General features: G+C 65.6%; 20 protein-coding genes. 11 read left to right on the top strand and 9 right to left on the bottom strand.

The window, feature by feature from the left end:
• The first annotated feature begins 7 nt into the window (after window positions 1–7).
• Together pdhA and LK535_RS00650 are read left to right on the top strand one after the other, a co-directional pair.
• Entirely contained in the window at window positions 8–1,135 is a 1,128-nt protein-coding gene (gene pdhA, locus LK535_RS00645) for a pyruvate dehydrogenase (acetyl-transferring) E1 component subunit alpha (protein ID WP_265333961.1), read from the top strand.
• 1 nt (window position 1,136) lies between these two features.
• The gene (locus tag LK535_RS00650) at window positions 1,137–2,576 is read left to right on the top strand and encodes a pyruvate dehydrogenase complex E1 component subunit beta (RefSeq protein WP_227769975.1); all 1,440 of its coding nucleotides are present in this window, start codon (window positions 1,137–1,139) and stop codon (window positions 2,574–2,576) included.
• A gap of 43 nt (window positions 2,577–2,619) precedes the next feature.
• Here LK535_RS00650 and LK535_RS00655 read toward each other — a convergent pair whose 3' ends face one another.
• Genes LK535_RS00655 through LK535_RS00665 form a run of 3 tightly spaced genes read right to left on the bottom strand, consistent with a single transcriptional unit; the run spans window position 2,620 to window position 5,866 of the window.
• On the bottom strand, window positions 2,620–3,324 hold the full coding sequence (locus tag LK535_RS00655) for a TadE/TadG family type IV pilus assembly protein (RefSeq protein WP_227769976.1): 705 nt from the start codon (window positions 3,322–3,324) through the stop codon (window positions 2,620–2,622).
• Window positions 3,321–3,944, bottom strand: coding sequence for a TadE/TadG family type IV pilus assembly protein (locus LK535_RS00660; protein WP_227769977.1), 624 nt, complete (start codon window positions 3,942–3,944; stop codon window positions 3,321–3,323). Before LK535_RS00660 ends, LK535_RS00655 begins: the two co-directional genes overlap by 4 nt.
• Entirely contained in the window at window positions 3,941–5,866 is a 1,926-nt protein-coding gene (locus LK535_RS00665; RefSeq protein ID WP_227769978.1) for a TadE/TadG family type IV pilus assembly protein, read from the bottom strand. Before LK535_RS00665 ends, LK535_RS00660 begins: the two co-directional genes overlap by 4 nt.
• Here LK535_RS00665 and LK535_RS00670 point away from each other — a divergent pair.
• Together LK535_RS00670 and LK535_RS00675 are read left to right on the top strand one after the other, a co-directional pair.
• Window positions 5,838–6,563, top strand: a complete 726-nt coding sequence (locus tag LK535_RS00670; RefSeq protein WP_227769979.1) for a squalene/phytoene synthase family protein — start codon at window positions 5,838–5,840, stop codon at window positions 6,561–6,563. The genes LK535_RS00665 and LK535_RS00670 overlap by 29 nt on opposite strands.
• A gap of 52 nt (window positions 6,564–6,615) precedes the next feature.
• Window positions 6,616–7,089, top strand: a complete 474-nt coding sequence (locus LK535_RS00675) for an EF-hand domain-containing protein (RefSeq protein WP_227769980.1) — start codon at window positions 6,616–6,618, stop codon at window positions 7,087–7,089.
• Between the two features lie 58 nt (window positions 7,090–7,147).
• On the opposite strand, the gene trmFO is transcribed toward LK535_RS00675, so the two are convergent.
• Window positions 7,148–8,479, bottom strand: coding sequence for a methylenetetrahydrofolate--tRNA-(uracil(54)-C(5))-methyltransferase (FADH(2)-oxidizing) TrmFO (trmFO, locus tag LK535_RS00680; RefSeq protein ID WP_227769981.1), 1,332 nt, complete (start codon window positions 8,477–8,479; stop codon window positions 7,148–7,150).
• A gap of 298 nt (window positions 8,480–8,777) precedes the next feature.
• On the opposite strand from trmFO, the gene LK535_RS00685 reads away from it, so the two are divergent.
• From LK535_RS00685 to LK535_RS00695, 3 genes are all read left to right on the top strand, one after another.
• On the top strand, window positions 8,778–9,644 hold the full coding sequence (locus LK535_RS00685; protein WP_227769982.1) for a hypothetical protein: 867 nt from the start codon (window positions 8,778–8,780) through the stop codon (window positions 9,642–9,644).
• A 212-nt stretch (window positions 9,645–9,856) separates the two neighbouring features.
• Window positions 9,857–10,441, top strand: a complete 585-nt coding sequence (locus LK535_RS00690) for a hypothetical protein (protein WP_227769983.1) — start codon at window positions 9,857–9,859, stop codon at window positions 10,439–10,441.
• Between the two features lie 172 nt (window positions 10,442–10,613).
• Window positions 10,614–10,877: a GIY-YIG nuclease family protein gene (locus LK535_RS00695; RefSeq protein WP_227769984.1), complete on the top strand. Its 264-nt coding sequence runs from the start codon at window positions 10,614–10,616 to the stop codon at window positions 10,875–10,877.
• A 290-nt stretch (window positions 10,878–11,167) separates the two neighbouring features.
• Here LK535_RS00695 and mfd read toward each other — a convergent pair whose 3' ends face one another.
• Together mfd and LK535_RS00705 are read right to left on the bottom strand one after the other, a co-directional pair.
• Complete coding sequence (gene mfd / locus LK535_RS00700) at window positions 11,168–14,623, bottom strand: transcription-repair coupling factor (protein WP_227769985.1); 3,456 nt, start codon at window positions 14,621–14,623, stop codon at window positions 11,168–11,170.
• A gap of 42 nt (window positions 14,624–14,665) precedes the next feature.
• Complete coding sequence (locus tag LK535_RS00705) at window positions 14,666–14,950, bottom strand: succinate dehydrogenase assembly factor 2 (protein ID WP_227769986.1); 285 nt, start codon at window positions 14,948–14,950, stop codon at window positions 14,666–14,668.
• A 113-nt stretch (window positions 14,951–15,063) separates the two neighbouring features.
• Between LK535_RS00705 and recG the strand changes: the two genes are divergently transcribed.
• The 3 genes from recG to LK535_RS00720 all read left to right on the top strand — a co-directional run bounded on the left by recG (window position 15,064) and on the right by LK535_RS00720 (window position 18,239).
• A complete protein-coding gene (gene recG / locus LK535_RS00710; protein ID WP_227769987.1) occupies window positions 15,064–17,118 on the top strand; it encodes an ATP-dependent DNA helicase RecG in 2,055 nt (684 codons plus the stop codon).
• Between the two features lie 12 nt (window positions 17,119–17,130).
• A complete protein-coding gene (locus tag LK535_RS00715; RefSeq protein WP_227769988.1) occupies window positions 17,131–17,568 on the top strand; it encodes a DMT family transporter in 438 nt (145 codons plus the stop codon).
• A gap of 416 nt (window positions 17,569–17,984) precedes the next feature.
• Window positions 17,985–18,239 carry a hypothetical protein gene (locus LK535_RS00720; protein ID WP_227769989.1) on the top strand — a complete coding sequence of 85 codons (255 nt, stop codon included), beginning with the start codon at window positions 17,985–17,987 and terminating at the stop codon, window positions 18,237–18,239.
• An 83-nt stretch (window positions 18,240–18,322) separates the two neighbouring features.
• Here LK535_RS00720 and tyrS read toward each other — a convergent pair whose 3' ends face one another.
• Genes tyrS through serS form a run of 3 tightly spaced genes read right to left on the bottom strand, consistent with a single transcriptional unit; the run spans window position 18,323 to window position 21,973 of the window.
• Window positions 18,323–19,549, bottom strand: coding sequence for a tyrosine--tRNA ligase (tyrS, locus tag LK535_RS00725; protein ID WP_227769990.1), 1,227 nt, complete (start codon window positions 19,547–19,549; stop codon window positions 18,323–18,325).
• A gap of 56 nt (window positions 19,550–19,605) precedes the next feature.
• The gene (locus tag LK535_RS00730) at window positions 19,606–20,673 is read right to left on the bottom strand and encodes a M23 family metallopeptidase (protein WP_227769991.1); all 1,068 of its coding nucleotides are present in this window, start codon (window positions 20,671–20,673) and stop codon (window positions 19,606–19,608) included.
• 10 nt (window positions 20,674–20,683) lie between these two features.
• Window positions 20,684–21,973, bottom strand: coding sequence for a serine--tRNA ligase (gene serS / locus LK535_RS00735; RefSeq protein ID WP_227769992.1), 1,290 nt, complete (start codon window positions 21,971–21,973; stop codon window positions 20,684–20,686).
• Between the two features lie 130 nt (window positions 21,974–22,103).
• Here serS and LK535_RS00740 point away from each other — a divergent pair, with 130 nt between their 5' ends.
• Window positions 22,104–22,613, top strand: coding sequence for a host attachment family protein (locus LK535_RS00740; RefSeq protein WP_227769993.1), 510 nt, complete (start codon window positions 22,104–22,106; stop codon window positions 22,611–22,613).
• Window positions 22,614–22,737: the final 124 nt, after the last annotated feature.

The following is a 22,737-nucleotide window of genomic DNA, read 5'->3' on the forward strand; positions in this document are numbered from 1 at the left end:
ACGGGCAATGCCGCGGCGTTGCGCGCGCCGCCCGTTGAGGCTTATAGGCCGGCTTCTCCCTTTTCCCCAGGAACCTGCGAGGTCCAGCCCCGTGGCAAGAACATCCCGCGCGAAGAGCGCCGAACCCCCCGTACCCAATCGTGAGCGCCCGAACGAGCCGCAGCCCTATGAAGCGTCGAAGGACGAGCTGCTGCAGTTCTACAAGGACATGCTGCTCATCCGGCGCTTCGAAGAAAAGGCTGGCCAGCTTTATGGCCTCGGCCTGATCGGCGGCTTTTGCCACCTGTACATCGGCCAGGAGGCCGTTGCGGTCGGCCTGCAGTCCGCGCTGACCGAGAAGGACAGCGTTATCACCGGCTACCGCGACCACGGCCACATGCTGCTCTGCGGCATCCCGCCCAAGGATGTGATGGCGGAGCTGACCGGGCGTCAGGCCGGCATCTCCAAGGGGAAGGGCGGCTCGATGCACATGTTCAGCGTCGAGCATAAGTTCTACGGCGGGCACGGCATCGTGGGCGCGCAGGTGTCGCTGGGCGCCGGACTTGGCTTTGCGCACAAGTACAACAACGATGGCGGCGTGTGCCTGGCCTATTTCGGCGATGGTGCGGCGAACCAGGGGCAGGTGTACGAAAGCTTCAACATGGCGGAGCTGTGGAAGCTGCCCGTCATTTTCGTCATCGAGAATAATCAATATGCCATGGGCACGAGCGTCAACCGTGCGTCGGCCGAGGACCAGCTGTATCGCCGTGGCGAGAGCTTCCGCATCCCGGGCATCCAGGTCGACGGCATGGACGTGCTCGCGGCGCGCGGCGCAGCCGAGGCGGCGCTTGAATGGGTGCGATCCGGCAAGGGGCCGATCATCCTCGAGATGAAGACCTATCGCTATCGCGGCCACTCCATGTCCGACCCGGCCAAGTATCGCAGCCGCGAGGAAGTGCAGGCGGTTCGAGAAAAGTCCGATCCGATCGAGCATGTGAAGAAGCTGCTTGATGCGCAGGGCGTCAGGGAAGACGAGCTGAAGGCCATCGAGACCGAGATCCGCAAGGTCGTGAACGAATCTGCCGATTTCGCGGAGAGCACCCCCGAACCCGATCCCAAGGAACTCTATACCGACGTGCTGGTGGAGAAGTATTGAGATGGCGATCGACATCAAGATGCCGGCGCTCTCCCCCACGATGGAAGAGGGCACGCTCGCCAAGTGGCTCGTCAAGGAAGGCGACACGGTGAAGTCCGGCGACATCATGGCCGAGATCGAGACCGACAAGGCCACGATGGAGTTCGAGGCGGTCGACGAAGGCGTGGTCAGCAAGATCCTGATCGCCGAGGGCACCGACAATGTGAAGGTCGGCACGGTGATCATGCAGCTGGAAGGCGAGGGCGCCGACGCGGCGCCCGCGGGCACCAGCGATCCTGCCGCGACAAAGGAAGACACCGCCGCTCCGGAAGCCAAGGCGGACGAGAAGAAGGCCGACAAGGTCGAGGACTCCGCACACCCGGCGCAGGAGAAGGTTGAGACCGGCGCTCGGCAGATGTTCGAGGCGGCGAAGCACGACGCGGAGGTGACCGACCCTACGGTCCCCGAAGGCACCGAAATGGTGAAGGTCACCGTTCGTGAGGCCCTGCGCGACGCGATGGCCGAGGAAATGCGCGCCGACGAGCGTGTGTTCGTGATGGGTGAGGAAGTCGCGCAGTACCAGGGCGCGTACAAGGTGACCCAGGGGCTGCTGGACGAGTTCGGCGACCGCCGTGTCATCGACACGCCAATTACCGAATACGGCTTCGCCGGCGTCGGCACGGGCGCCGCCATGGGTGGTCTTCGCCCGATCGTCGAGTTCATGACGTTCAACTTCGCGATGCAGGCGATCGACCACATCGTGAATTCGGCTGCAAAGACGAACTATATGTCCGGTGGGCAGATGCGCTGCCCGATCGTCTTCCGCGGGCCCAACGGCGCCGCCAGCCGTGTCGCCGCGCAGCACTCCCAGAACTACGGCCCATGGTACGCCAGCGTGCCGGGCCTCATCGTCATCGCGCCCTACGACGCGGCTGACGCAAAGGGGCTGCTGAAGGCGGCGATCCGCAGCGAGGATCCGGTAGTGTTCCTCGAGAACGAGCTGCTCTACGGCCGGTCGTTTGAAGTGCCCAAGCTCGACGATTGGGTTCTGCCGATCGGCAAGGCCCGCGTCATGCGAGAAGGCAAGGACGTGACGATCGTCAGCTATTCGATCGGCGTTGGCCTAGCGCTCGAAGCCGCCGAGAAGCTGGCCGGTGAGGGGATCGACGCGGAAGTGATCGACCTTCGCACGCTGCGCCCGCTCGACAAGGACACCGTGCTCAAGAGCCTCGCCAAGACCAATCGCATGGTCGTAGCCGAGGAAGGCTGGCCAACCTGCTCGATCGCCAGTGAGATCATCGCGATCTGCATGGAAGAAGGTTTCGACGACTTGGACGCCCCGGTCGTGCGCGTGTGCAACGAGGACGTGCCGCTTCCCTATGCGGCGAACCTCGAGAAGCTGGCGCTGATCTCGTCCGACAAAATCGTCGAAGGCGTGAAGAAGGTGACGTACAGGAAGTGATCGCCGGCATCGCCGCCCCGGCCGCGCGTCGGGGCGGCGATGCTTAGCTCGTGTAAAGGTTGCAGGTCGATCGGCGCGCGTAGGACGATGGATTGTAGATCTGGCGATAGTCGCGGTTGTTTCGGACGATCATAGACGCGCGATATTGCATGCGGAACGGGCTGCTCAGCCATTGGGTGACGATCGGCTCATAGAGGTAATTTACCTCCACATACATCACCGCTGAATTGGGTGGTGCGTTCACCTTCGAGCCGGTCGGCCCCATGCCGCCGGGCATCGCGGTGCCCGAATCCGTCATTGTCGACGTGGTGCCGGCATTGGTGCTAGTGGAATATTCGGAATCAAAGCCGGTGCCGCGCTGCATGCCGATGCAGCGCTGCCAATGAATGCGCTGGACAGGCGCGTTGTCGTAGCTTTGCTGGACGTTCTCCAGGCTGGAGACGATGATCCGGCCATTTTTCGTCAGATTGATTCCTTCGCCCTGCAATCGTGCGGCCTGCAGCATGTCGTTCATGTCGCCTTCGCGCATCGTCTCGACATTGTTGTTGCCGATCAGGCCCATGCGCGACGCATTGTCGGCTAGGTTGAGCGCGATTTGGCTGAGCCGCATGTGGGTGAGCGCCTGATTGCCGATCTCCACGCCATAGAGGCCGAGCGCGAGCACCAGTGGCGTGGCGAAAGCGAATTCCATTAGCGCGGCCCCGCGACTGTCGCGGGCGAGCCGGCGCAGCAAGGCGGGAAAGATCACGAACATTTCCATGTGATGGTGGGTTCCGGCCGGGAGGCGTATGGCTGGTTCTTCAGCAGGGCCTGCGCCGCGATGGTGTTGTTCGGGCTCCACCCGAGCAACTGTGGTACGGGAAAGATGCGCGTGTAGGTAATCTTGATTGTGTAGAGCGTCACGTCGTTGGCCGTGCCCTGACCGGCCGTCCCCGTGCCGCCCACGGCATCCCAGTTGCCGTTGTTGTTCAGATCCTGATAGCATTCACCCGCATCCCGCTGCCCGTTGGCATTGTCGTCGTTGAACGGCTCCGGACCGGCGGCGGAGAAGACGGCAAAGTTACGGCGGATGGCGCAATAGGTGCCCGCGACTGGCGTGGTGGCACACGAGGCGGTTGGGCGCGACATGATGGCGCCCATCATGTCCATCACCTCGCCATCGATTTCTGCGGTCTGCTGACCGCCGCCCTGGATTGCGGAGTCGCGTGCCGCCTTTTGGAGCGCGCCGTCGAGCAGCTCCTTGGCGTACATCTGATACAGCATGTCGCCGAGTCCCATCATCATCAGGCACATTACGGGCGCGACAAGCGCGAACTCGACAATGGTGACACCGCGGCGATCGGTCGCAAGACGCCTTGCCAGCCTCATTTCGAGATCCGGAGCAAGGCGACTTGCTTGGCGATCGACTGGAAAGCGGCGGTTAGTGCGGCGTTGTCGCGGGCGTAGTACGCTTGACCCTGCGAGGCGCAGGCAGTGAGTTCGTTGTTCAAGGTTTGGCCAAACCCGACGACGAACACGGTAATGCCGCGCTCCTTGGCGGCGGAGCAGACCGCCACGAATCGCTTGTTATGGTAGTTTTTCAGATCCCCCGATCCGCCAGAAATTCGGTCGTCCAGCCTCTCGATTCCGTACATGCCATAGACACGATCATCCGGTGCCATTTCGCCATCGGTCATGAAGACGATATATCTGTTCGGCGATTGTCGTCCCGGATGAGCCGCGGTGTAACTGGCGAACAGGCCCGTAGGCGAGATCAGGCGCAGCCCCCAGATCATGCCCACGTCATGATAGGTGCCACCGATGGCTCGAAAATCAGTTGCGTTCACGTAGTTCGAGACGTCAGCCCTGCTCATCTCTTTCAGAAGTTGAACAGGCTTGCCGCAAGTGTGGAAGCCTGAGTCTAGGTTTCTCGACCATCCAGTTCCGGCGTCGGGCGAGACATTGGTATAATTGGTGCCACCACTTTGACTATATAAGGCAAAATCTCCGTACGGATTTGTCCCCGAACCAGAATAATCAACGGGATACGGGCCTGGCCGGTAGTATGTTACGTCTGGCCACAAAGGTACCCACCGTGTGTCTTCAGTCGTTGGCCGGAGATCTGGGTCAAGATCAGGAGGCAGGTTATCAGTATCGAATGACGTCGCACCCGCGTTGGTGCTCCGCTCCTCGATACAACCTTGCCACTTGACCATAGCCCCCGTAACCTTGGTAGGATCCGTGACCCACTCGCCACGTCCGAACGCTCTAACGTCGCGCTGAGTTTGGCTATAACGCCAATTCGGCTTGAGGTTCTGCCTGTAGATCGTGCAGTAGCCCGACGCCCAGTTCGTGTATGTTCGTGTAGCTAGCCCGTTTGTAGAAAAGCCATCCGAAGGGCTGCGACCAGCGCGCGCCATGCAGTTGTTGTAGCCTTCCTGAACATACTGTGGGCCAACCGTATTTATGACACTCTCTCCATTTAGCTGTCGCGACTGATAATTAGCTTGGCTAACCAAGGAGCCAGCGGGAAGCACAGAGCCAACATTCACTGTCGAGGTGTAGGTAACGAAGCCGTATCGAACCTTCGTTCTTGTATCGATGTTGGCTGCCATCGTGTCATAGAAATTCAGAACGGCTGTTCTCAGTCCCGATATCGCCGAGCCACTTTTCTCTACCCAACCGAAAGCTATTCCCGAATTGTCTGGCCGCTGATAGCTTTGGGCAGGCTGGCTGCAGCTCGTGTCGGTAGGCAGGCACGCCATCGAACCGGTGGTGTCCAGCACGAACATGATGTCGGTATCGGCGATGTCAAACCGCGCCTCGCACGTCACTGTCAGCGGCTGGGTCGGGGCGCCGAACATCGTCATGATCGTCATCGGCACCAGCGTCGTCGCGGTGCCGGCGACCTGGTTGTCGGCCGTCTTGGTGGGGATGAACGGATAGGGATTGGTGGTGTTGGTATAGGCCGGCGTACCCATGATGCCGCTCGGGAAGTTGCTGGCGAAAAAGGCCCGCGCCTGAGTTATCGCGTTAGCGTCGAGGGTGCTGCTGGTGCTGTCGGCCATGAACTTGCGGCCCGCCAGAACGCCGGCGTCGCAGGCCTGCTGGAGTCGGATCTTAACCAGGTACATGCGGCCGACATCCACCGCCGACCCGGTGAAGGCCGCAAGCGGGATGAGGAACGCCGCCATCATGGCAAGCGTATTGCCTCTGACATCGCGCCGCAGCCTCCCGAGAAAGTGCGCGGCTCCGTTGTTTTCCACTCGCTTCGAACCCTGCATGACCATAGTCGTCTTCACGATGCGCATTGCCGCAGGAGCCGCTAAGCCCGCCTCAAACGACATGGTTAACGACACGCAAACCTTCGGGATCGACCCTGCTGCCGGCCATCCGGAGCGCGCGCTCGCGCTCGGCTACGCGCCTCTTGCGGCCCACGACGGAATCGTGGCGCTCTTTGCTCTGGATGCGACGCTGGCGAAGCTTGCGATGGGGACGCGCGACCCGATGGTGGCGCAACTGCGACTGACGTGGTGGCACGAGGCGCTGTCGGCGCTTGGCACCGGGCGGCCGCCTGCTCAGCCGATCCTGCGGGCGCTTTCCGAGGCGCAGGCTAATGGCGCTGCGCTTGCGCAAATGGAGGTCGGTTGGGAACGGTTGCTTGCGGCACCCGATGATGAGGCGCTGTCCGCTTTCAGCGAGGAGCGCGGCATTCTGTTCGCAGAGGCGGCGCGCCTTGCCAGGGCGCAGGACGACGTAGTTGCGGCGGCTAGGGGATGGGCGCTCGCCGATCTGTCGCGCCTCACGGTGGATGCCGGTCTTTCCGCGCGCGCGGGTGCGTTGGCGCGGCCCCTTCTGCAACGCGCCGCGGCGCAGCGGTGGAGCCCGGCCGGACGTTTTCTAGGCGCGTTGGTCCATGTGGCCCAGGCCGATCTTCTCGGCGAGAAGGCCGCGGGCGCGCCGCTGAGGGTGCTCCGCCTGGCCTGGCACCGGATGAGCGGCCGCTAGGCTTGCCGGTTCGGCCGGAGCCGCTAGCATGCCGCGTGGGGGAGAGCGGGGCATGTGGCGATATCTGGCGGGGGGACTTGCAGCACTGTTGATGGTGGCTGCCGGGTGGACGCTGTTTTCTGGCCGGGCGCGCACCGAGCCCGTTTTGCCCCCGATGCCGCCGGCGGTGACGACGAACCAGGCGCAGCAAGGGGCTGCTCCGGAAGCGCCGGTGCCTGAAGCAAGCGAGCGGACGCGGGAAGAAAAGCGGTTCGACCGCTACGACAAGGATCGGGACGAGCGGATCACGCGCGAGGAGTATCTCGCGAGTCGTCGCAAGGCCTTTGCCAAGCTAGACGTGAATGGCGACGGGCGGCTTTCGTTCGAGGAGTGGGCAGCGAAGTCGATCGGCAAGTTCACCGCCGCGGATCGCGACAAATCCGCCGCGATGGACCGCGCGGAGTTCGCCACCACCGCGGTGAAACGCAAGGCGAAGACCAAGCCGAAGTGCCTGTGCCCGACCGCGGGCGCCGGGGAGGATGACTGAGGCCATATGGCCGCCGACGCCGGTGCAGCATTGCCGAACCGGCGCAGGTGAGCGGTGGTCAGCCCTCTAGCCACTGCCCAAGCGCTTTACGGGCGCGGTCGGTGTACATCTTCTTGCGATCCGCTTTCTTCGTGCGCCCCTCGATCGGCGGGAAGAGGCCGAAATTGACGTTCATCGGCTGATACGTTTCCGCCACCGCGGCGCCGGTGATGTGGTTCAACAGCGCACCGAGCGCGGTTTCCACCGGCGGGGGCGTCATCGGGCGGCCGCCAAGCTCGGCCGCCGCGAAGCGGCCGGCCAGGAGCCCGATCGCGGCGCTTTCGACATAGCCTTCGCAGCCGGTGATCTGCCCGGCGAAGCGGACGTTCGGACGCGATTTCAGCCGCAGTTCGGGATCGAGCAGCTCAGGCGAGCGCAAGAAGGTGTTGCGGTGGAGGCCGCCGAGCCGGGCGAACTCCGCCTTTTCCAGTCCCGGGATGGTGCGGAACAGGCGCACCTGTTCGGCATGCTTCAGCTTCGTCTGGAACCCGACGATGTTCCACAGGGTGCCCGCGGCATTATCCTGCCGCAGCTGGACGCAGGCATAAGGCCAGCGGCCATTGGGATGATCCGGCGTCGCGGTGCGCGGATCATCGAGGCCGACGCCCTTCATCGGGCCGAAGCGCAGCGTCTCGCGCCCGCGCTCCGCCATCACCTCGATCGGCATGCAGCCTTCGAAATAGGGCACGTTCTCCCATTCGCGCGGCACGCTCTTCTCGCCGGCGAGCAGCCCTTCGACGAACGCCTCATACTGCTCCCGATTGAGCGGGCAGTTGATGTAATCGGTGCCATCACCCTTGTTCCAGCGGGACTGGAACCACGCTTTCTCCATGTCGATCGAATCGCGGTACACGATCGGCGCGATCGCATCGAAGAAGGCGAGCGCGTCCTTCCCCGTCTCACTGGCGATCGCCTGCGACAGGCCCGGCGCCGTCAGCGGCCCGGTGGCGATGATCGCGGGCCCTTCCGGCAATGCATCGACCCGCTCGCGCGAGATCGTGACATTGGGATGCGCGGCGAGCGCGGCGGTGACGCCGGCGGAAAAGCCATCGCGATCCACCGCCAGCGCGGAGCCGGCCGGCACCTTGTGCGCATCCCCCTCCCGCAGGATCAGCGAGCCAAGCGCGCGCATTTCCTGGTGGATGAGGCCGACGGCGTTGCTTTCGGCATCGTCCGACCGGAAGCTGTTGGAGCAGACGAGCTCCGCCAGATGATCGGTGTGATGCGCCGGGGTGTTCTCCCCCGAGCCGCGCATTTCGGAAAGGCGGACCTTGAAGCCGGCTTCGGCGAGCTGCCACGCGGCTTCGCTACCGGCGAGGCCGCCGCCAATGACGTGGATGTCGTAAGTCATGGAGGGGCGTTTAGGCGGGCCGGGTGCGAAAAGGAACGTGCCTGTGACAAACGGCGGAAAACCGCGCTTCTCAAAAAATGCCTGCTCGCGAATGTTGAGGAAGTTGAGGCGATAGCGCGTTTTTTTCCAACAGCCTCAACATTCGCGGGGTAGGGCGGGGCGTGGATCATGGCGCGGATCATACGCCCCGGCGGGCATGTAGGACAGGAAGGCGGATCGGCGCCGGGGGGCTGCCGGGATCGGCCGTGCGACGGGCTGGCCGGTAGGCGCGCCGCCGGGCGGCGGAAGGGGCGGGTGCATGGGGCGGCGCGGCGATGAACCGGGCCGGCAGGACGGGCGTTCAGCGCCAATGGCAACCCGCATCCACTCCCCCGCCGGCGGCACGTTGAACGCCGCTTCCATCGCCGTGCTGCTGGCGGCTGCGTTCCAGATCCTGACGCCGCTGCTGCCGCAACTGGGGGTGGGGAGGCCGATCGGCGACCAATCCGATACGGTGCGCACGCTGATCACACCGGCGGGCTGGGCATTTTCGATCTGGGGGCTGTTGTATCTCGGGTCGACGTTGTTTGCGATCTACCAGCTGCTGCCGGCACAGCGTGACAATCCGCTGCTCGCGCGCATCCGCTGGCCGGCGGCGGGCGCGTTCCTCGGCAACGGCCTGTGGGCGGCGTACACCCAGGTGTTCGGGCTGAGCGCGATTTCCTCCGCGATCATCATCCTGACGCTGGCGTGCCTTGTCGCCATCTATCGCGTGTTCGTGAGCGGGCGGCTTGGCAATGGGCAGGTCGGCAGCGGGCGGCTCAGCACCGGCGAACGCTGGCTCGCCTATGTGCCGCTGAGCGCGCTGACCGCGTGGCTGACGGTGGCGACGACAGTGAACATCGCTGCGAGCCTGCGCTTCCACGACGTGGAGGGCGGCGCGGCGGCACCGATGATCGCGGCCGCCGTGGTGGTGGTGGCCGGCGTGATCGCGGCGACCGCGCTGATCCGCGGGCGCGGCAATCTGCCTTATGCGGTTGTGTTCCTGTGGGCGCTGGCGGCGATCTTCGCGGCCGGCGGGCAGGAGGCGACGCTGGTGGCGGGCGCGGCGGCCGTGGCGGCGGTGCTGGTGGTTGTAGGGCTGGTGATGGGGATGCGCTCTAGCAAACTTGGCGGTAGTCTATGAGATGGGGCTAGCCACGCGGGATGACGCGAATTGAGCTAGGCTGTCGAGATCGTAGCGCCCGGCACGATCTGTCCGTTACGCAGTTACATATTTCATCCGATTGATCCTCCCGCAGGATCTGTGATTTATTTATCACCATTGATTTTCTGCCGCTTGCTCTTGGTACCGAATTGCACTTTCGTTGCCATCACTTTGCGGGGGCGAGAGTTTCGATGACCACGATCTGGAGTGCTGTTAGCCCATATCAGGTTCAGCTGTGGAGCTTGGTTACAGTAATATTCGGTGCGTTGGTTGCCCGAGCTATGCGGCTACGGCCGAAGGTAAACTTCAGCATCCACCATTCGTCCAGTATACTCGTGGATGAGCCTTTATTGGACGAGCAGAAGAACGTCATATCGCCAAATCAGATCGTCAAAATGGCATCCATCGTAGTGGTAAACAGCGGGTTAAATCCGGCGCGAGGTCTTGAGGTTGCGTTCAACTGGAAGCCACGCATCATGAACGTGTTTCCTGCTAGAGCGTTCTCCGAAATAGATAGCGCCTTCAATCGGTATTCTATCAAATTCGATAGCTTGGCTCCGAAAGAGCAGACCACTATCAACATAATGGCTATCAACGCCGACCTGCCGGCGATGACCGCGGTGCGCTGCGATGAATGTGAAGGTAAAGAAATAGCTATGGGGCCTCAACGTATCTGGCCAACGTGGTTCCTTAGAGGTGCAACCGCCGTACTCCTCGTCGGCCTAGTATCTTCGGTCTATCTTCTAATCCGGCTTCTCCAGACCCTTGCGAGCTAAAAATGTTCACTGTCAGCACCGGTGACGGAGACTAGCAAGTTAGCTTCACGATGACACTTGTCCTAGATCATCGCAAGTTTGCTTGAACGTCCGTCATCCCGGGCTTGACCCGGGATCCCGCTTCTTCTCTTTTCGACTTATGGAAGAGGGTGCCGGCGCATGGGTTTACATGATGGCCGATCGCTATCGGGGCGCCATCTATGTTGGCATTACCACGCATCTGGCGGCGCGTGTTCAGCAGCATCGTAGTGGGGACGGGTCCGATTTCTGTCGGCGATACGGGCTGGACCGGCTCGTCTGGGCGGACCGGGCCGGCTCTGTGCTGGACGGGATTGCGCAGGAGAAGCGGCTGAAGCGCTGGCGGCGGGAGTGGAAATTCGCGCTGATCGAGCAGGGCAATCCTGAGTGGATCGATCTGTTCGACCTGCTGGGGTGATTGGCTGGGAGGGGAGGCAGCGGGACCCCGGATCAAGTCCGGGGTGACGGGCTTGGCGCGGGGGGTGAGTTTCGCACGCTTGGAGGAGGAAGCGGGATCTCGGGTCGAGCCCGGGGTGACGGGTTCGGGGCGTGAGGTGAGTTTCGCAGGCAGCGGGACCCCGGGTCGAGCCCGGGGTGACGGGGTTAGGGGGAGTGGCTTTGGCTCGCCGGCAAGAAGGAGCGGGCCCTCGGCTCGGGGCCGGGGTGACGAGGCGTTGGATTGGGGCGGGCGGTTGAGGTTTGGCGGTATTAGCCCGCCGCTTTCGCCAGCCCCTTCGACAATTGCAGCGCCCCGTGGAGCCGGGCGGCCGGGTCCGCCCAGTTGCGCGTCAGGGCGAGCTTGGAATCCGGGCGCAGCTTCGCGATCGGGCCGAGCTTTTCGACATAGGCGAGGAGCGCGGGGACGTTGGGCGGCGTATCGTCGTGGAAGCTGACGAGCGCGCCCTTGGGGCCGACGTCCATCTTCGCGACGCAGGCCTTCTTGGCGTTCAGCTTGATCTCGATCACCTTGACGAGATTGTCGGTCGCCTCCGGCAGGGGGCCGAAGCGGTCGATCATCTCGGCGGCGAAGGCATCCAGATCGGGCTTCGTGTCGAGATCGTTGAGGCGGCGGTACAGGCCCATGCGCAGATCGAGATCGGGCACGTAATCCTCCGGGATGAGGATCGGCGCATCGACGGTGATTTGCGGCGAGAAATCGCGCGGGCGGTTGGCGAGGCCGCCGGCGCGCGCGTCCATGATCGCTTCCTCCAGCATCGACTGGTAGAGTTCGTAGCCGACTTCCTTGATATGGCCGGACTGTTCGTCGCCCAGCAGGTTGCCGGCGCCGCGGATGTCGAGATCGTGGCTGGCGAGCTGGAAGCCGGCGCCGAGGCTGTCGAGATCGGAGAGGACCTTGAGGCGCTTTTCCGCCGCATCCGTCATCTGCCGTTCGGGCGGCGTGACCATATAGGCGTAGGCGCGCGTCTTCGACCGGCCGACGCGGCCGCGCAGCTGGTATAGCTGCGCCAGGCCGAAGCGATCGGCGCGGTTGACGATCAGCGTGTTGGCGGACGGGATGTCGATGCCGCTTTCGATGATCGAGGTGGAGATGAGCACCTCGAACTTCTTCTCGACGAAGGCGGACATGCGCTCCTCCACCTCGGTCGGCGCCATCTGGCCGTGCGCGATGACGTAGCGGACCTCGGGCACTTCCTTGCGCAGGAATTCCTCGATGTCGGGCAGATCGGCGATGCGCGGGGTGACGAGGAAGCTCTGGCCGCCGCGATAATGTTCGCGCAGCAGCGCCTCGCGCAGGACGACCGGATCCCAGGGCATGACATAGGTGCGCACCGCGAGTCGATCGACCGGCGGCGTCTGGATCACGGAGAGCTCGCGCAGGCCGCTCATCGCCATCTGCAGCGTGCGCGGGATGGGCGTGGCGGTGAGGGTGAGGACGTGGACGTCCGCCTTCAGCGCCTTCAGCCGTTCCTTGTGGGTGACGCCGAAGCGCTGCTCCTCGTCGACGATGACGAGGCCGAGGCGCTTGAAATCGACGTTCCTGGCGAGGAGCGCGTGGGTGCCGACGACGATGTCGATCGTGCCGCTGGCGAGGCCTTCCTTGACGCGCTTCGCCTCCGCCGCGGGGACGAGGCGGGAGAGGCGGCCGATCTCGATCGGATAGCCTTCGAAGCGCTGGGTGAAGTTGAGGTGGTGCTGGCGGGCGAGCAGCGTCGTCGGGCAGACGACCGCGACCTGCATGCCGGCCATCGCCGCGACGAAGGCGGCGCGCAGCGCGACCTCCGTCTTGCCGAAGCCGACGTCGCCGACGATGAGCCGGTCCATCGGCTTGCCGGCCGAGAGATCGGCGAGCGTTTCCTCGATCGCGCGATCCTGATCGTCGGTTTCCTGATAGGGGAAGCGATCGACGAAGCTGGGATAGCCGCTGGCGTCGGGCGCCGCGACCTCGCCGTGGCGCAGCGCGCGCAGCGCCGCGGTGGCGATGAGATCACCCGCGATTTCGCGGATGCGCTCCTTCATCTTCGACTTGCGACGCTGCCATGCCTCGCCGCCGAGCCGGTCCAGCGTGGCGCCTTCCTCGCCGGCGCCGTAGCGCGAGAGGACCTCGAGGTTCTCGACCGGCACGTAGAGCTTGTCGCCGCCGGCATATTCCAGCTGCACGCAATCGTGCGGCGCCTTGGCGACGGGCACCTGGGTGAGCCCGACGTAGCGGCCGATGCCGTGATCGGTGTGGACGACGAGATCGCCGGGCGAGAGCGTGGCGAGCTCGGCCAGGAAGGCGTCGGCCGACTTGCGGCGCTTGGCGCGGCGGATCAGCCGGTCGCCCAGCATGTCCTGTTCGGTGAGGACGGCGACCTTGGGCGCGGTGAAGCCGTGATCGAGCGGCAGGACGATGAGCGCGACCTGCGTCTCGCCGACGCCCTGCGCGCCCTGCCACGTCTCGACCGGCTTCGCGCCGGTGAGGCCGTGATCCTTGAGGAGATTGCCGAGGCGATCGCGCGCCCCGGCGGAATAGCTGGCGAGGACGGGAGTGCGCCCCTCCTTGCGCAGCTTCTGGAGGTGATCGACCACCGCTTCGTAGACGTTGGTGCTGGCGGCGCGCTCGGGCGCGAAATCGCGCGGGCCGTCGACGCCGAAGTCCACGACGGTGGCGGATTCGGGCTCGTGGAACGGGGTGGTGACGTGCGCGGTCGCGGTGGCGAGCGCGGTCTCCCACTCCTTGGGCGGCATGTAGAGCGTCTTGGCGGGAAGAGCGCGGTAGCTGCCGGGCTGCGCCGCCTCGGCGCGCTTGCGGTTCTCGTAATAGTCGGCGACCGCCTCGAACCGCGCCTCGCCCGCGGCCTTCACGCCGCCGTCGCGCACGACCAGCGCGTCCTCGCCGATATGGTCGAACAGGGTTTCGAGACGCTCCTCGAACAGCGGGAGCCAATGCTCCATGCCGGCGAGGCGGCGGCCTTCGCTGACCGCCTGGTAGAGCGGGTCACCGGTGGCGGTGGCGCCAAAGGTTTCCCGATAGCGGCTGCGGAAGCGCTTGATGCTTTCCTCGTCCAGCAGCGCCTCGGAGGCGGGGAGGAGGGTGAAGCCGGGGATCTTGCCGGTGGTGCGCTGGTCGGCGGGATCGAAGGTGCGCACGCTCTCGATCTCGTCGCCGAAGAAATCGAGCCGCAGCGCCTGCGTCTCGCCCGAGGGGAACAGGTCGACGAGGCCGCCGCGCACGGCATATTCGCCGGCGTCGTGCACCGTATCGGTGCGGACATAGCCGTTGGCGGAGAGCAGCGCGGCGAGCTTGTCGCGCGCGATCCGCTCACCCGGCTTCAGGTTCGCGACGAGCTGGCGGATGCGGAACGGGGTGAGCGTGCGCTGGGTGGCGGCGTTGACGGTGGTGAGGACGAGCTGCGGCGCCTTGGGCGTAGCCTGCAGCTTGTGGAGCGCGCCGATCCGCTCAGCCATGACGCGCAAGGAGGGCGAGGCGCGGTCATAGGGAAGGCAATCCCAGGCCGGATATTCGACGATCTCGATCTCCGGCGCGAAGAAGCGCGCGGTGCCCGCGATCGCGCGCATCGCCGCCTCGTCCGGCGCGATGAACACTGCGCGGGTCTTGGCCGCGCGGGCGAGATCGGCAAGGAGGCTCGGCAGGAAGCCGGTCGGCACGCCCGAGAGGGTGAGCGGCGTCGTGGCGGAGAGAATCGTCTTCAGATCGGGCAAATGCGGGTCCGTTCGTATCGGGCGGCGGCAGGTGGGGGCGGGTCAGGCGCCGGGCTGGCTGCCGGGGGTAGCGAGCGCGAAATCGACGCGGCGCATCGTCTGCATCATCTCGCCTTCCCATTCAGGCGGGCAGGGGATGGAGCCGATCGCCCAGCCCATGATGTCCACGTCCTGCTCCTCCAGCAGGCGTTCGAACCATTGCAGCTGCTCCTCGGACCAGCTGGCGTGATGCGCATCGAAGAAGCCGCCAATCATGAAATCGGCCTCGCGCGTGCCCCGGTGCCAGGCGCGGAAGCGGGTGCGCCGCAAACGAGTTTCGTGATCCATCAGGGCTCCAACGACACTTGGCCGGCCGTGGTTTCGCACGGTCGGCTACGATTATTCACCCGCTCGCCTGACAGGATCGATGCGAACGGCTAGGCGTGGCGCAAGAGATAGTCATGCGACCCGATATCCTCAATCCACTGTTCGCCGAAGTCACCGCGCTAAAGGGCGTCGGGGCAGGGCTGGCCAAGCCGCTTGACCGGCTGGGGCTGGCGCGGGTGGTGGACGTGCTGTTCCATTTGCCCAGCGGCTGGATCGACCGGCTGCCGCGAGATGAGCTGATGGCGCAGGATGCGGGACGCACGATCGCGGTCACGCTGACGGTGCGCGACATCCGCGTCTCCTCCTCCCCCCGCGGCCCGACGCGGGTGCAGGCGGCGGACGGCTACGGCAACATCGTCAGCCTCGTCTATTTCGGGCGATCGAGCGGGATGGTGCGCAAGCTCTATACCGTGGGCGAGCCGGTGCGCGTCTCGGGCAAGCTGGAGACATACGGCCAGGACTTGCAGATCATCCACCCCGAGATCGTCGACGGGGAGGACAGCTTCCGCGAGCGCGAGGCAGTCTATCCCCTGTCGGAAGGGATCACTTCGCGCCGCGTGGGCGGGCTGGTCGATCAGGCGATCGCGCGGACGCCGGAGCTTGGTGAATGGATCGAGCCGGGACTGCTGGCACAGCGCGACTGGCCGGGGTGGAAGGAGGCGCTGGCGCGCGTCCATGCCGATCCGGCCGATGCGGTGGCGCGGGCGCGGATCGCCTATGACGAGATCTTCGCCAACCAGCTGGCGCTGTCGCTGGTGCGGCAGGATACACGCCGACGCGGCGGTCGCGCGCTGAAGGGGGACGGGCGGCTGCGCGACATGCTTCGGCTGCCCTATGCGCTGACCGGCGCACAGGCGCGGACGGCGCGCGAGATCGAGGGCGACCTGGCGCAGGACGCGCCGATGCTTCGGTTGCTGCAGGGCGACGTGGGATCGGGCAAGACGCTGGTCGCGGCGCTCGCGCTGCTGATCGCGGTGGAGGCGGGCGCGCAGGGCGCGCTGCTGGCGCCGACCGAGATACTGGCGCGCCAGCATTACGACACGCTGCGCGAGACGCTGGCCGGCCTGCCGGTGAACATCGCGGTGCTGACCGGGCGCGACAAGGGCCGGGCGCGCGAGGGCGTGCTGATGGGGCTGGCGGATGGATCGATCGACATATTGATCGGCACCCACGCGATCTTTCAGGATGCGGTGAATTACCGTGACCTCAGCCTTGTCGTGGTGGACGAGCAGCATCGCTTCGGCGTGGCGGAGCGGCTGGCGCTGTCGGCCAAGGGCAGGACGACGCCGCATCTGCTGGCGATGACTGCGACGCCGATCCCGCGAACGCTGGTCCTCGCGCAGCATGGCGAGATGGACCAGAGCCGGCTGGACGAGATGCCGCCCGGGCGCGAGCCGGTGGAGACCCGCGTCATCAGCGAGGAGCGGCTGGACGAGGTGGTCAATGCGCTCGGCCGGCACCTCGCGGAGGGCAAGCAGGCCTATTGGGTCTGCCCGCTGGTGGAGGAGAGCGAGAAGAGCGATCTTGCCGCCGCAGAAGCCCGCGCGGCGGCGCTGGCGGGCCGCTTCGGGGATCGCGTCGGGCTGGTGCATGGCAAGATGCGACCGGCCGAGAAGGATGCGGTGATGGCGCGCTTTGCCGGCGGCGAGCTTGGCGTGCTGGTGGCGACGACGGTGATCGAAGTGGGCGTGAACGTGCCCAATGCGACGCTGATCGTGATCGAACATGCCGACCGCTTTGGCCTGGCGCAGCTGCATCAGTTGCGCGGGCGCGTGGGGCGTGGCGGGGGGCAATCGCGTTGCCTGCTGATGCGCGGCGCGGCGTTGAGCGAGACATCGCGCGCGCGGCTGGCGCTGATGCGCGAGACCAATGACGGTTTCCGGATCGCGGAGGAGGATCTGCGACTGCGCGGCGGGGGCGAATTGCTCGGCACGCGGCAATCGGGCGAGGCGGCGTTCCGGCTGGCGACACCGGAACTGCTCAACGAGCTGCTGCCGATCGCTTATGATGATGCGCGGCTGCTGATCGATCGCGACGGCGGGCTTTCCGGCCCGCGCGGGCAGGCGGCGCGGGTGGCGCTGTATCTGTTCGAACGAGACGCGGGCGTGGCGCTGCTGCGGTCCGGCTGATAACGCCGCGACATGCCGGTGCTGCTGCCGTTCCTGTTCGCCATCGCCGCCGGCCTGTGCGTGGCGGTGCAATCGCCGAGCAATGCGATGCTGGCGCGCGCCACCGGATCGGTGTGGTTCGCGTCGCTGATCTCCTTCACGGGCGGGCTGACGCTATTGCTTGCGATCTGGGCATTGTTCGACCGCACACCGCTCGCTGCCGTGCGACAGGCGCCGCCCTGGGCGTGGATCGGCGGGCTGTACGGCGTCGTGTTCGTGGCGGCGGTGGCCTATGCCACGCCGCGGCTCGGGCTGGCGGTGACGCTGACCGTTACGCTGGCAGCGCAACTGACGATGGCAGTGGCGCTGGATCATTTTGGGCTACTTGGATTGAAGCAGGAACCGGTGACGCTGACGCGGCTGGCGGGTCTGGCGTTGGTGGTGGCGGGAGTGTTCCTGGTCCGGCGGTAACAGCGCGCGGTCGCAGGTAATTACATCGCGTGCTAAAAAAACGCGGTGTTTTCGCGACTTTTCCGTTTGCCGCGCTGATGCTGGGCGGCTGTTTCGCTGGGGAGAACGGCCGCCCTCTCCGTGGCGCAGCGCAGGCCGGCGCGCTCGACCCTGCGGCAGCCGAACGTGCTTATGCGAATTGTCCCGGCGCTTCTGAATTGGCGGCGGCTGTCGATGTATCCTGGTCACCCCACGTCAGTCGCCTGCCAGATCATCGCACCTTTCGTGAGAGAATGAAGGTACCGCTACCCGAAGGGGGCAGCCGGATCCTGTTCTGGTCATCGGGGGCACACCACAGCATGGTCTCGTCCCGCGTCGTTGCCGTGCGTGATTGGCAAGGGAAGTGGCACACGAGCGGCATTAGTGAAGCCACATCCGTGCTGGCGGACATCGAGCCCAATCGTATGACGCTCGAACGAAGCCTTTCTTCGGAAGAGGGCCGCGCACTCGATCAGCTATTGGCCGATCCCTGCCTCTATGCCTCTCCAACGTTCCAACGGAACCCCAACATCGTCGCGGGCGGGGCCGAGCAGACCATGGAAATCGAGACGCCGGAACGCCGTTGGATCAGCAGTTGGTTCGGCCGCCGCACGCCACAACAGGCAGGGGTGATCAACCAGATCACCCGATAGTATCCTTCGGCGCGCGAGGCGCCACCCACCATCCGCCTTCCCGCGCCCACCCAGCGGCGCCGGATCGCTGCCGAGGGCGGCGATTACCCCGCGACCAGCAGGCCGTGGTGCTTCTTGCCGGCGGAGATGCGGACCGGCTCGCCGCCGGCGGTGACGGTGGCGGCTTCGTCGGACACCTTCTCGCCGGCGACGCGTGCGCCGCCCTGCTTGATCAGGCGGCGCGCCTCGCCCTTGGAGGCGCAGAAGCCGAGGCCGACAAGAACGTCGACCAGCGGCACCTCTCCGCTCGCCGCGAAGCTGGGGAGCGCGTCGCCGCTGGCGCCTTCCTCGAAGGTCTTGCGCGCGGTTTCGGCGGCCTGCTCGGCTGCCTCGCGGCCGCGGCACATGGCGGTCGCCTCGTTGGCGAGGATCTTCTTCGCCTCGTTGATCTCCGCGCCTTCCAACTTCTCGAGCCGGGCGATCTCGTCTTCCGGCAGATCGGTGAACAGGCGCAGGAAGCGGCCGACGTCACGATCGTCGGTGTTGCGCCAGAACTGCCAGTAATTAAAGTGCGGCAGCTGATCCTCGTGCAGCCACACGGCGCCTGAAACGGTCTTGCCCATCTTCTGCCCGTCGGCAGTGGTGAGGAGCGGGGTGGTGACGCCGAACACCTCGGTGCCGTCCATGCGGCGGGCAAGCTCGATGCCGTTGACGATATTGCCCCATTGATCGCTGCCGCCCATCTGCAGCCGCACGCCGTGGCGCAGCGACAGCTCGCGGAAATCATAGGCCTGCAGGATCATGTAGTTGAATTCGAGAAAGCTGAGCGACTGCTCGCGATCGAGGCGCAGCTTCACCGAATCGAACGACAGCATCCGGTTGACCGAGAAATGCTGCCCGACCTCCCGCAGGAAGGGGATGTATTCGAGCTTGTCGAGCCAATCCGCATTGTCGACCATCACGGCATCGGTCGGGCCGTCACCAAAGGTCAGGAACCGTTCGAAGATGCGGCGGATCGAGGCGACGTTGGCGCCGATGCGATCCTCCGTCAGCAGCTGGCGCGATTCTTCCTTGAACGACGGATCGCCGATCTTGCCGGTGCCGCCGCCCATCAGGACGATCGGCTTGTGCCCGGTCTGCTGCAGGCGGCGCAGCAGCATGATCTGGACGAGGCTGCCGACGTGGAGCGACGGCGCGGTCGGATCGAAGCCGATATAGCCCGGCACCACCTGGCGAGCCGCGAGCGCATCGAGCGCGGCCGCGTCGGTCATCTGGTGGATGTAGCCGCGGTCCGTGAGGACGCGGAGGAGATCGGACTTTGCTTCGGTCATAACGCGCCGCACATGCCTTTCCCCGGCCGCTCCCGCAAGCGGGCGGGGCGTCGTGGCTACCGCTTGGGTAGCTGGCTCGTCGGGTCGACCGGGTTGCGGCCCTTGCGCAATTCGAAGTGAAGCTCAGGCTGATCGGCGAAGCCTGTGTCGCCGGACAGCGCGATCGTCTGGCCCTTCTTCACCGCCTGGCCGCGCTGGACGAGCAGCTTGGAGGCGTGGCCGTAAACGCTGGTCCAGTTCTCGCCATGGCGAACGATGATGAGGCCGCCCAGCGCAGCAATGCCGTCTCCGACATAGGCGACGGTACCATCCGCCGCGGCACGTACCGGCGTTTCGGTCGGCACCGCGATCTTGATGCCGTTGTTGCGCTGGCCGCTGGCGCCGGCGCCGAAGCGGCCGACGATGCGGCCGTCGACCGGCCACATGAACCGGCCAGGGCTGCTGGTAGGCGGAGCGACCGCCGCCGTCGCAGGAAGGACGCGGCGCGGCGTCGCCACGGCCTTCGCCGGCGCCTGGTTCTCGGCGATCGCCGGTTCGCCGCCGGTGATGATGTCGTCGATGTCGAGGCGGAAGGCCGCGGCGCGTTCGGCGGCGCTGCGCGGGCGCGCGTCGCCCGGGATCAGGATACGCTGGCCGGTGCGCAGGATGTAGGGCTCGCTGAGGGCGTTAGCGGCGACGATGTGCGACCATTCGACGCCATAGGCTCGGGCGATCGCGATGCCGGTCTGGCCGGAACGCACGAGGTGATAGCGGCCGCCGGGGATGCGCAGCCGCTGGCCGGCGTAGATAACGAAGGGAGCGGAAAGCCCGTTCGCGCGGGCGATCGCTTCCGATCCGGCACCGGTGCGTTCGGCGATCAAGCGCAGCGAATCGCCGGATCGCACGACATAGGTCTGATCCGGAACCTGGCGCGCATCGTCCGCCACCCCGCGCTGCTCCCAGGCCGGGGGCGGGGCGGGAAGCTGTTCGACCTGCTCCTGCGGCCGCGGCCCCGGGCGTGGGGGCGGATAACTGCCGCCGGCATCGGGCCGGGACGGGGCCGGCCGCGCCGGGCGGTCGACCGAGGGAATGCATCCCGCCAACGCGATCGCGAGCGGCAGCGCAAGCGGGATACGGTTCGTCATTACCGCTGCATTAACCCTGGACGGGCCGCGGCTCCAGCCGGTTCAAGCCGCCGAGATACGGCTGCAGCACCGAAGGCACTGCGACTGAGCCGTCGGCCTGCTGGTAATTCTCCAGGATCGCCACGACCGTGCGGCCGATCACCAGCCCCGAGCCGTTCAGCGTGTGGACGAAGCGGGTCGCCTTTTCGCCTTCGGGGCGGAAACGGGCATTCATGCGGCGCGCCTGAAAATCGGTGCAGGTGGAGCAGGAGGAAATCTCGCGATAGCGATCCTGCCCCGGCAGCCACACTTCGATGTCATAGGTGCGGGCAGCGGAGAAGCCCATGTCGCCGGTGCACAGCTTCATGCGGCGGAACGGCAGCTCCAGCCGGCTCAGCACGTCCTCCGCCGCGGCGGTCATCCGCTCATGCTCCGCCTCCGACTGATCGGGCTCGACGATCGAGACCATCTCCGCCTTGTCGAACTGATGCTGGCGAATGAAGCCGCGCGTATCGCGCCCGGCCGCGCCCGCTTCCGAGCGGAAGCAGGGGGTGAGGGCAGTGAAGCGCAGCGGCAGATCGGTCGCGGCGAGGATCTTCTCGCGCACGATGTTGGTGAGGCTGACCTCGCTGGTCGGGATCAGCCAGCGGCCGTCGGTGGTGCGGAACAGATCCTCGGCGAACTTGGGCAGCTGGCCGGTGCCGAACATCGCCTCGTCCCGCACGAGGAGCGGCGGGATCACTTCCTCATAGCCATAGTCGTGCGTCAGCACGTCGAGGCCGAACTGGCCGAGCGCGCGGGCGAGCTTCGCGACATGGCCGCGCACCAGCGTAAAGCGTGCACCTGACAGCAAGGCACCGGCCTCGAAATCGAGGCCGAGGGCTGGGCCGATCGCGTCATGCTCGCTGATCGCGAAATCGAACGTCGGGCGCTGACCGCGTTCGTGGATCAGCTGATTGTCGTTCTCGTCCGCGCCATCGGGCACGTCGGCGAGCGGCAGGTTGGGAAGACCGGCGAGGAGGCTGTCGAGCTCTCCGCCGAGCCGCGCTTCCTCCGCCTCCAGCTCGGGCAGCCGCTGCTTGAGCGTGGCGACTTCCGCCATCAGCGCGGTGGCGGTTTCCTCGTCCTTCTTCGCCTTGGCCGCGCCGATCGCCTTCGATGCCTCGTTACGGCGCGCCTGGCCGACCTGAAGCTCCGTCACCACCTCACGGCGGCGGCGATCGAGATCGAGGATGGTGGTAGCGTCCGCCGGCTTGCCACGGCGCGCCATGGCGGCGTCGAAGGCGGCGGGATCGTCACGGATCAGGCGAATGTCGAGCATGGCGCGGGGCTATGCCGAGGGTGCGGGGTTCAGGCAAGCCGTGCAGCGGCCTCGGATAGAGGACCGAAAGGCAACCCGCATGCGCGTCAAGGCGTTGGTTGGGCAACACGGCATGCAAGGAGGTACGATCATGCAAGTCCCGCACAACTCCGTCGTTCTAGTGGCAGACGGCCGCAAGCTGCTGTTCCTGCGGAACGAGGGAGATGACGTGTATCCGAACCTGACGGTGGAGCATGCGGAAGAGCGCCCCAATCCGGCGGACCGCGATCAGAAAACCGATGCCGCGGGTGCCGCTTCCTCCACCCAGTCCGGACCGGGAGCGCCGGCGGTTGCACAGAACGGATCCATGCACGCGCGGGGCGGCGGGGCTCAATTTGCGCCGGCGCGCGGCACATTGGGTGAAACGGATTTCCACCAGCTTGAAGAGGATCGTTTTGCAGCCGACGCGGCAGAGCTGCTGAAAAAGCGGGCGCTATCCAACGATTACGAAAAGCTGATCGTCGTTGCGCCGCCCAAGACGCTGGGGGAGTTGCGCAAGCACTACCACAAGGAAGTCACGGACCGTCTTGCCGGCGAGCTGTCGAAAGACCTGACGGGGCATCCGATCACCGACATCGAGCAGGCGCTGCTGAACGCGTGATGCTTAAAGGCCGCGCACCCTGGTGAGGGCGCGCGGCCGATTGTTCGTGGCCAGTCAGTCAGGCCTTGGCCGAAGCTTTCCGGGCGAACCGTACACGCACCGCCAGACCTGCTGCAGCAACGCC

Source organism: Sphingomonas sp. IC4-52 (genome assembly GCF_020707225.1).
Taxonomy (GTDB): domain Bacteria; phylum Pseudomonadota; class Alphaproteobacteria; order Sphingomonadales; family Sphingomonadaceae; genus Sphingomonas.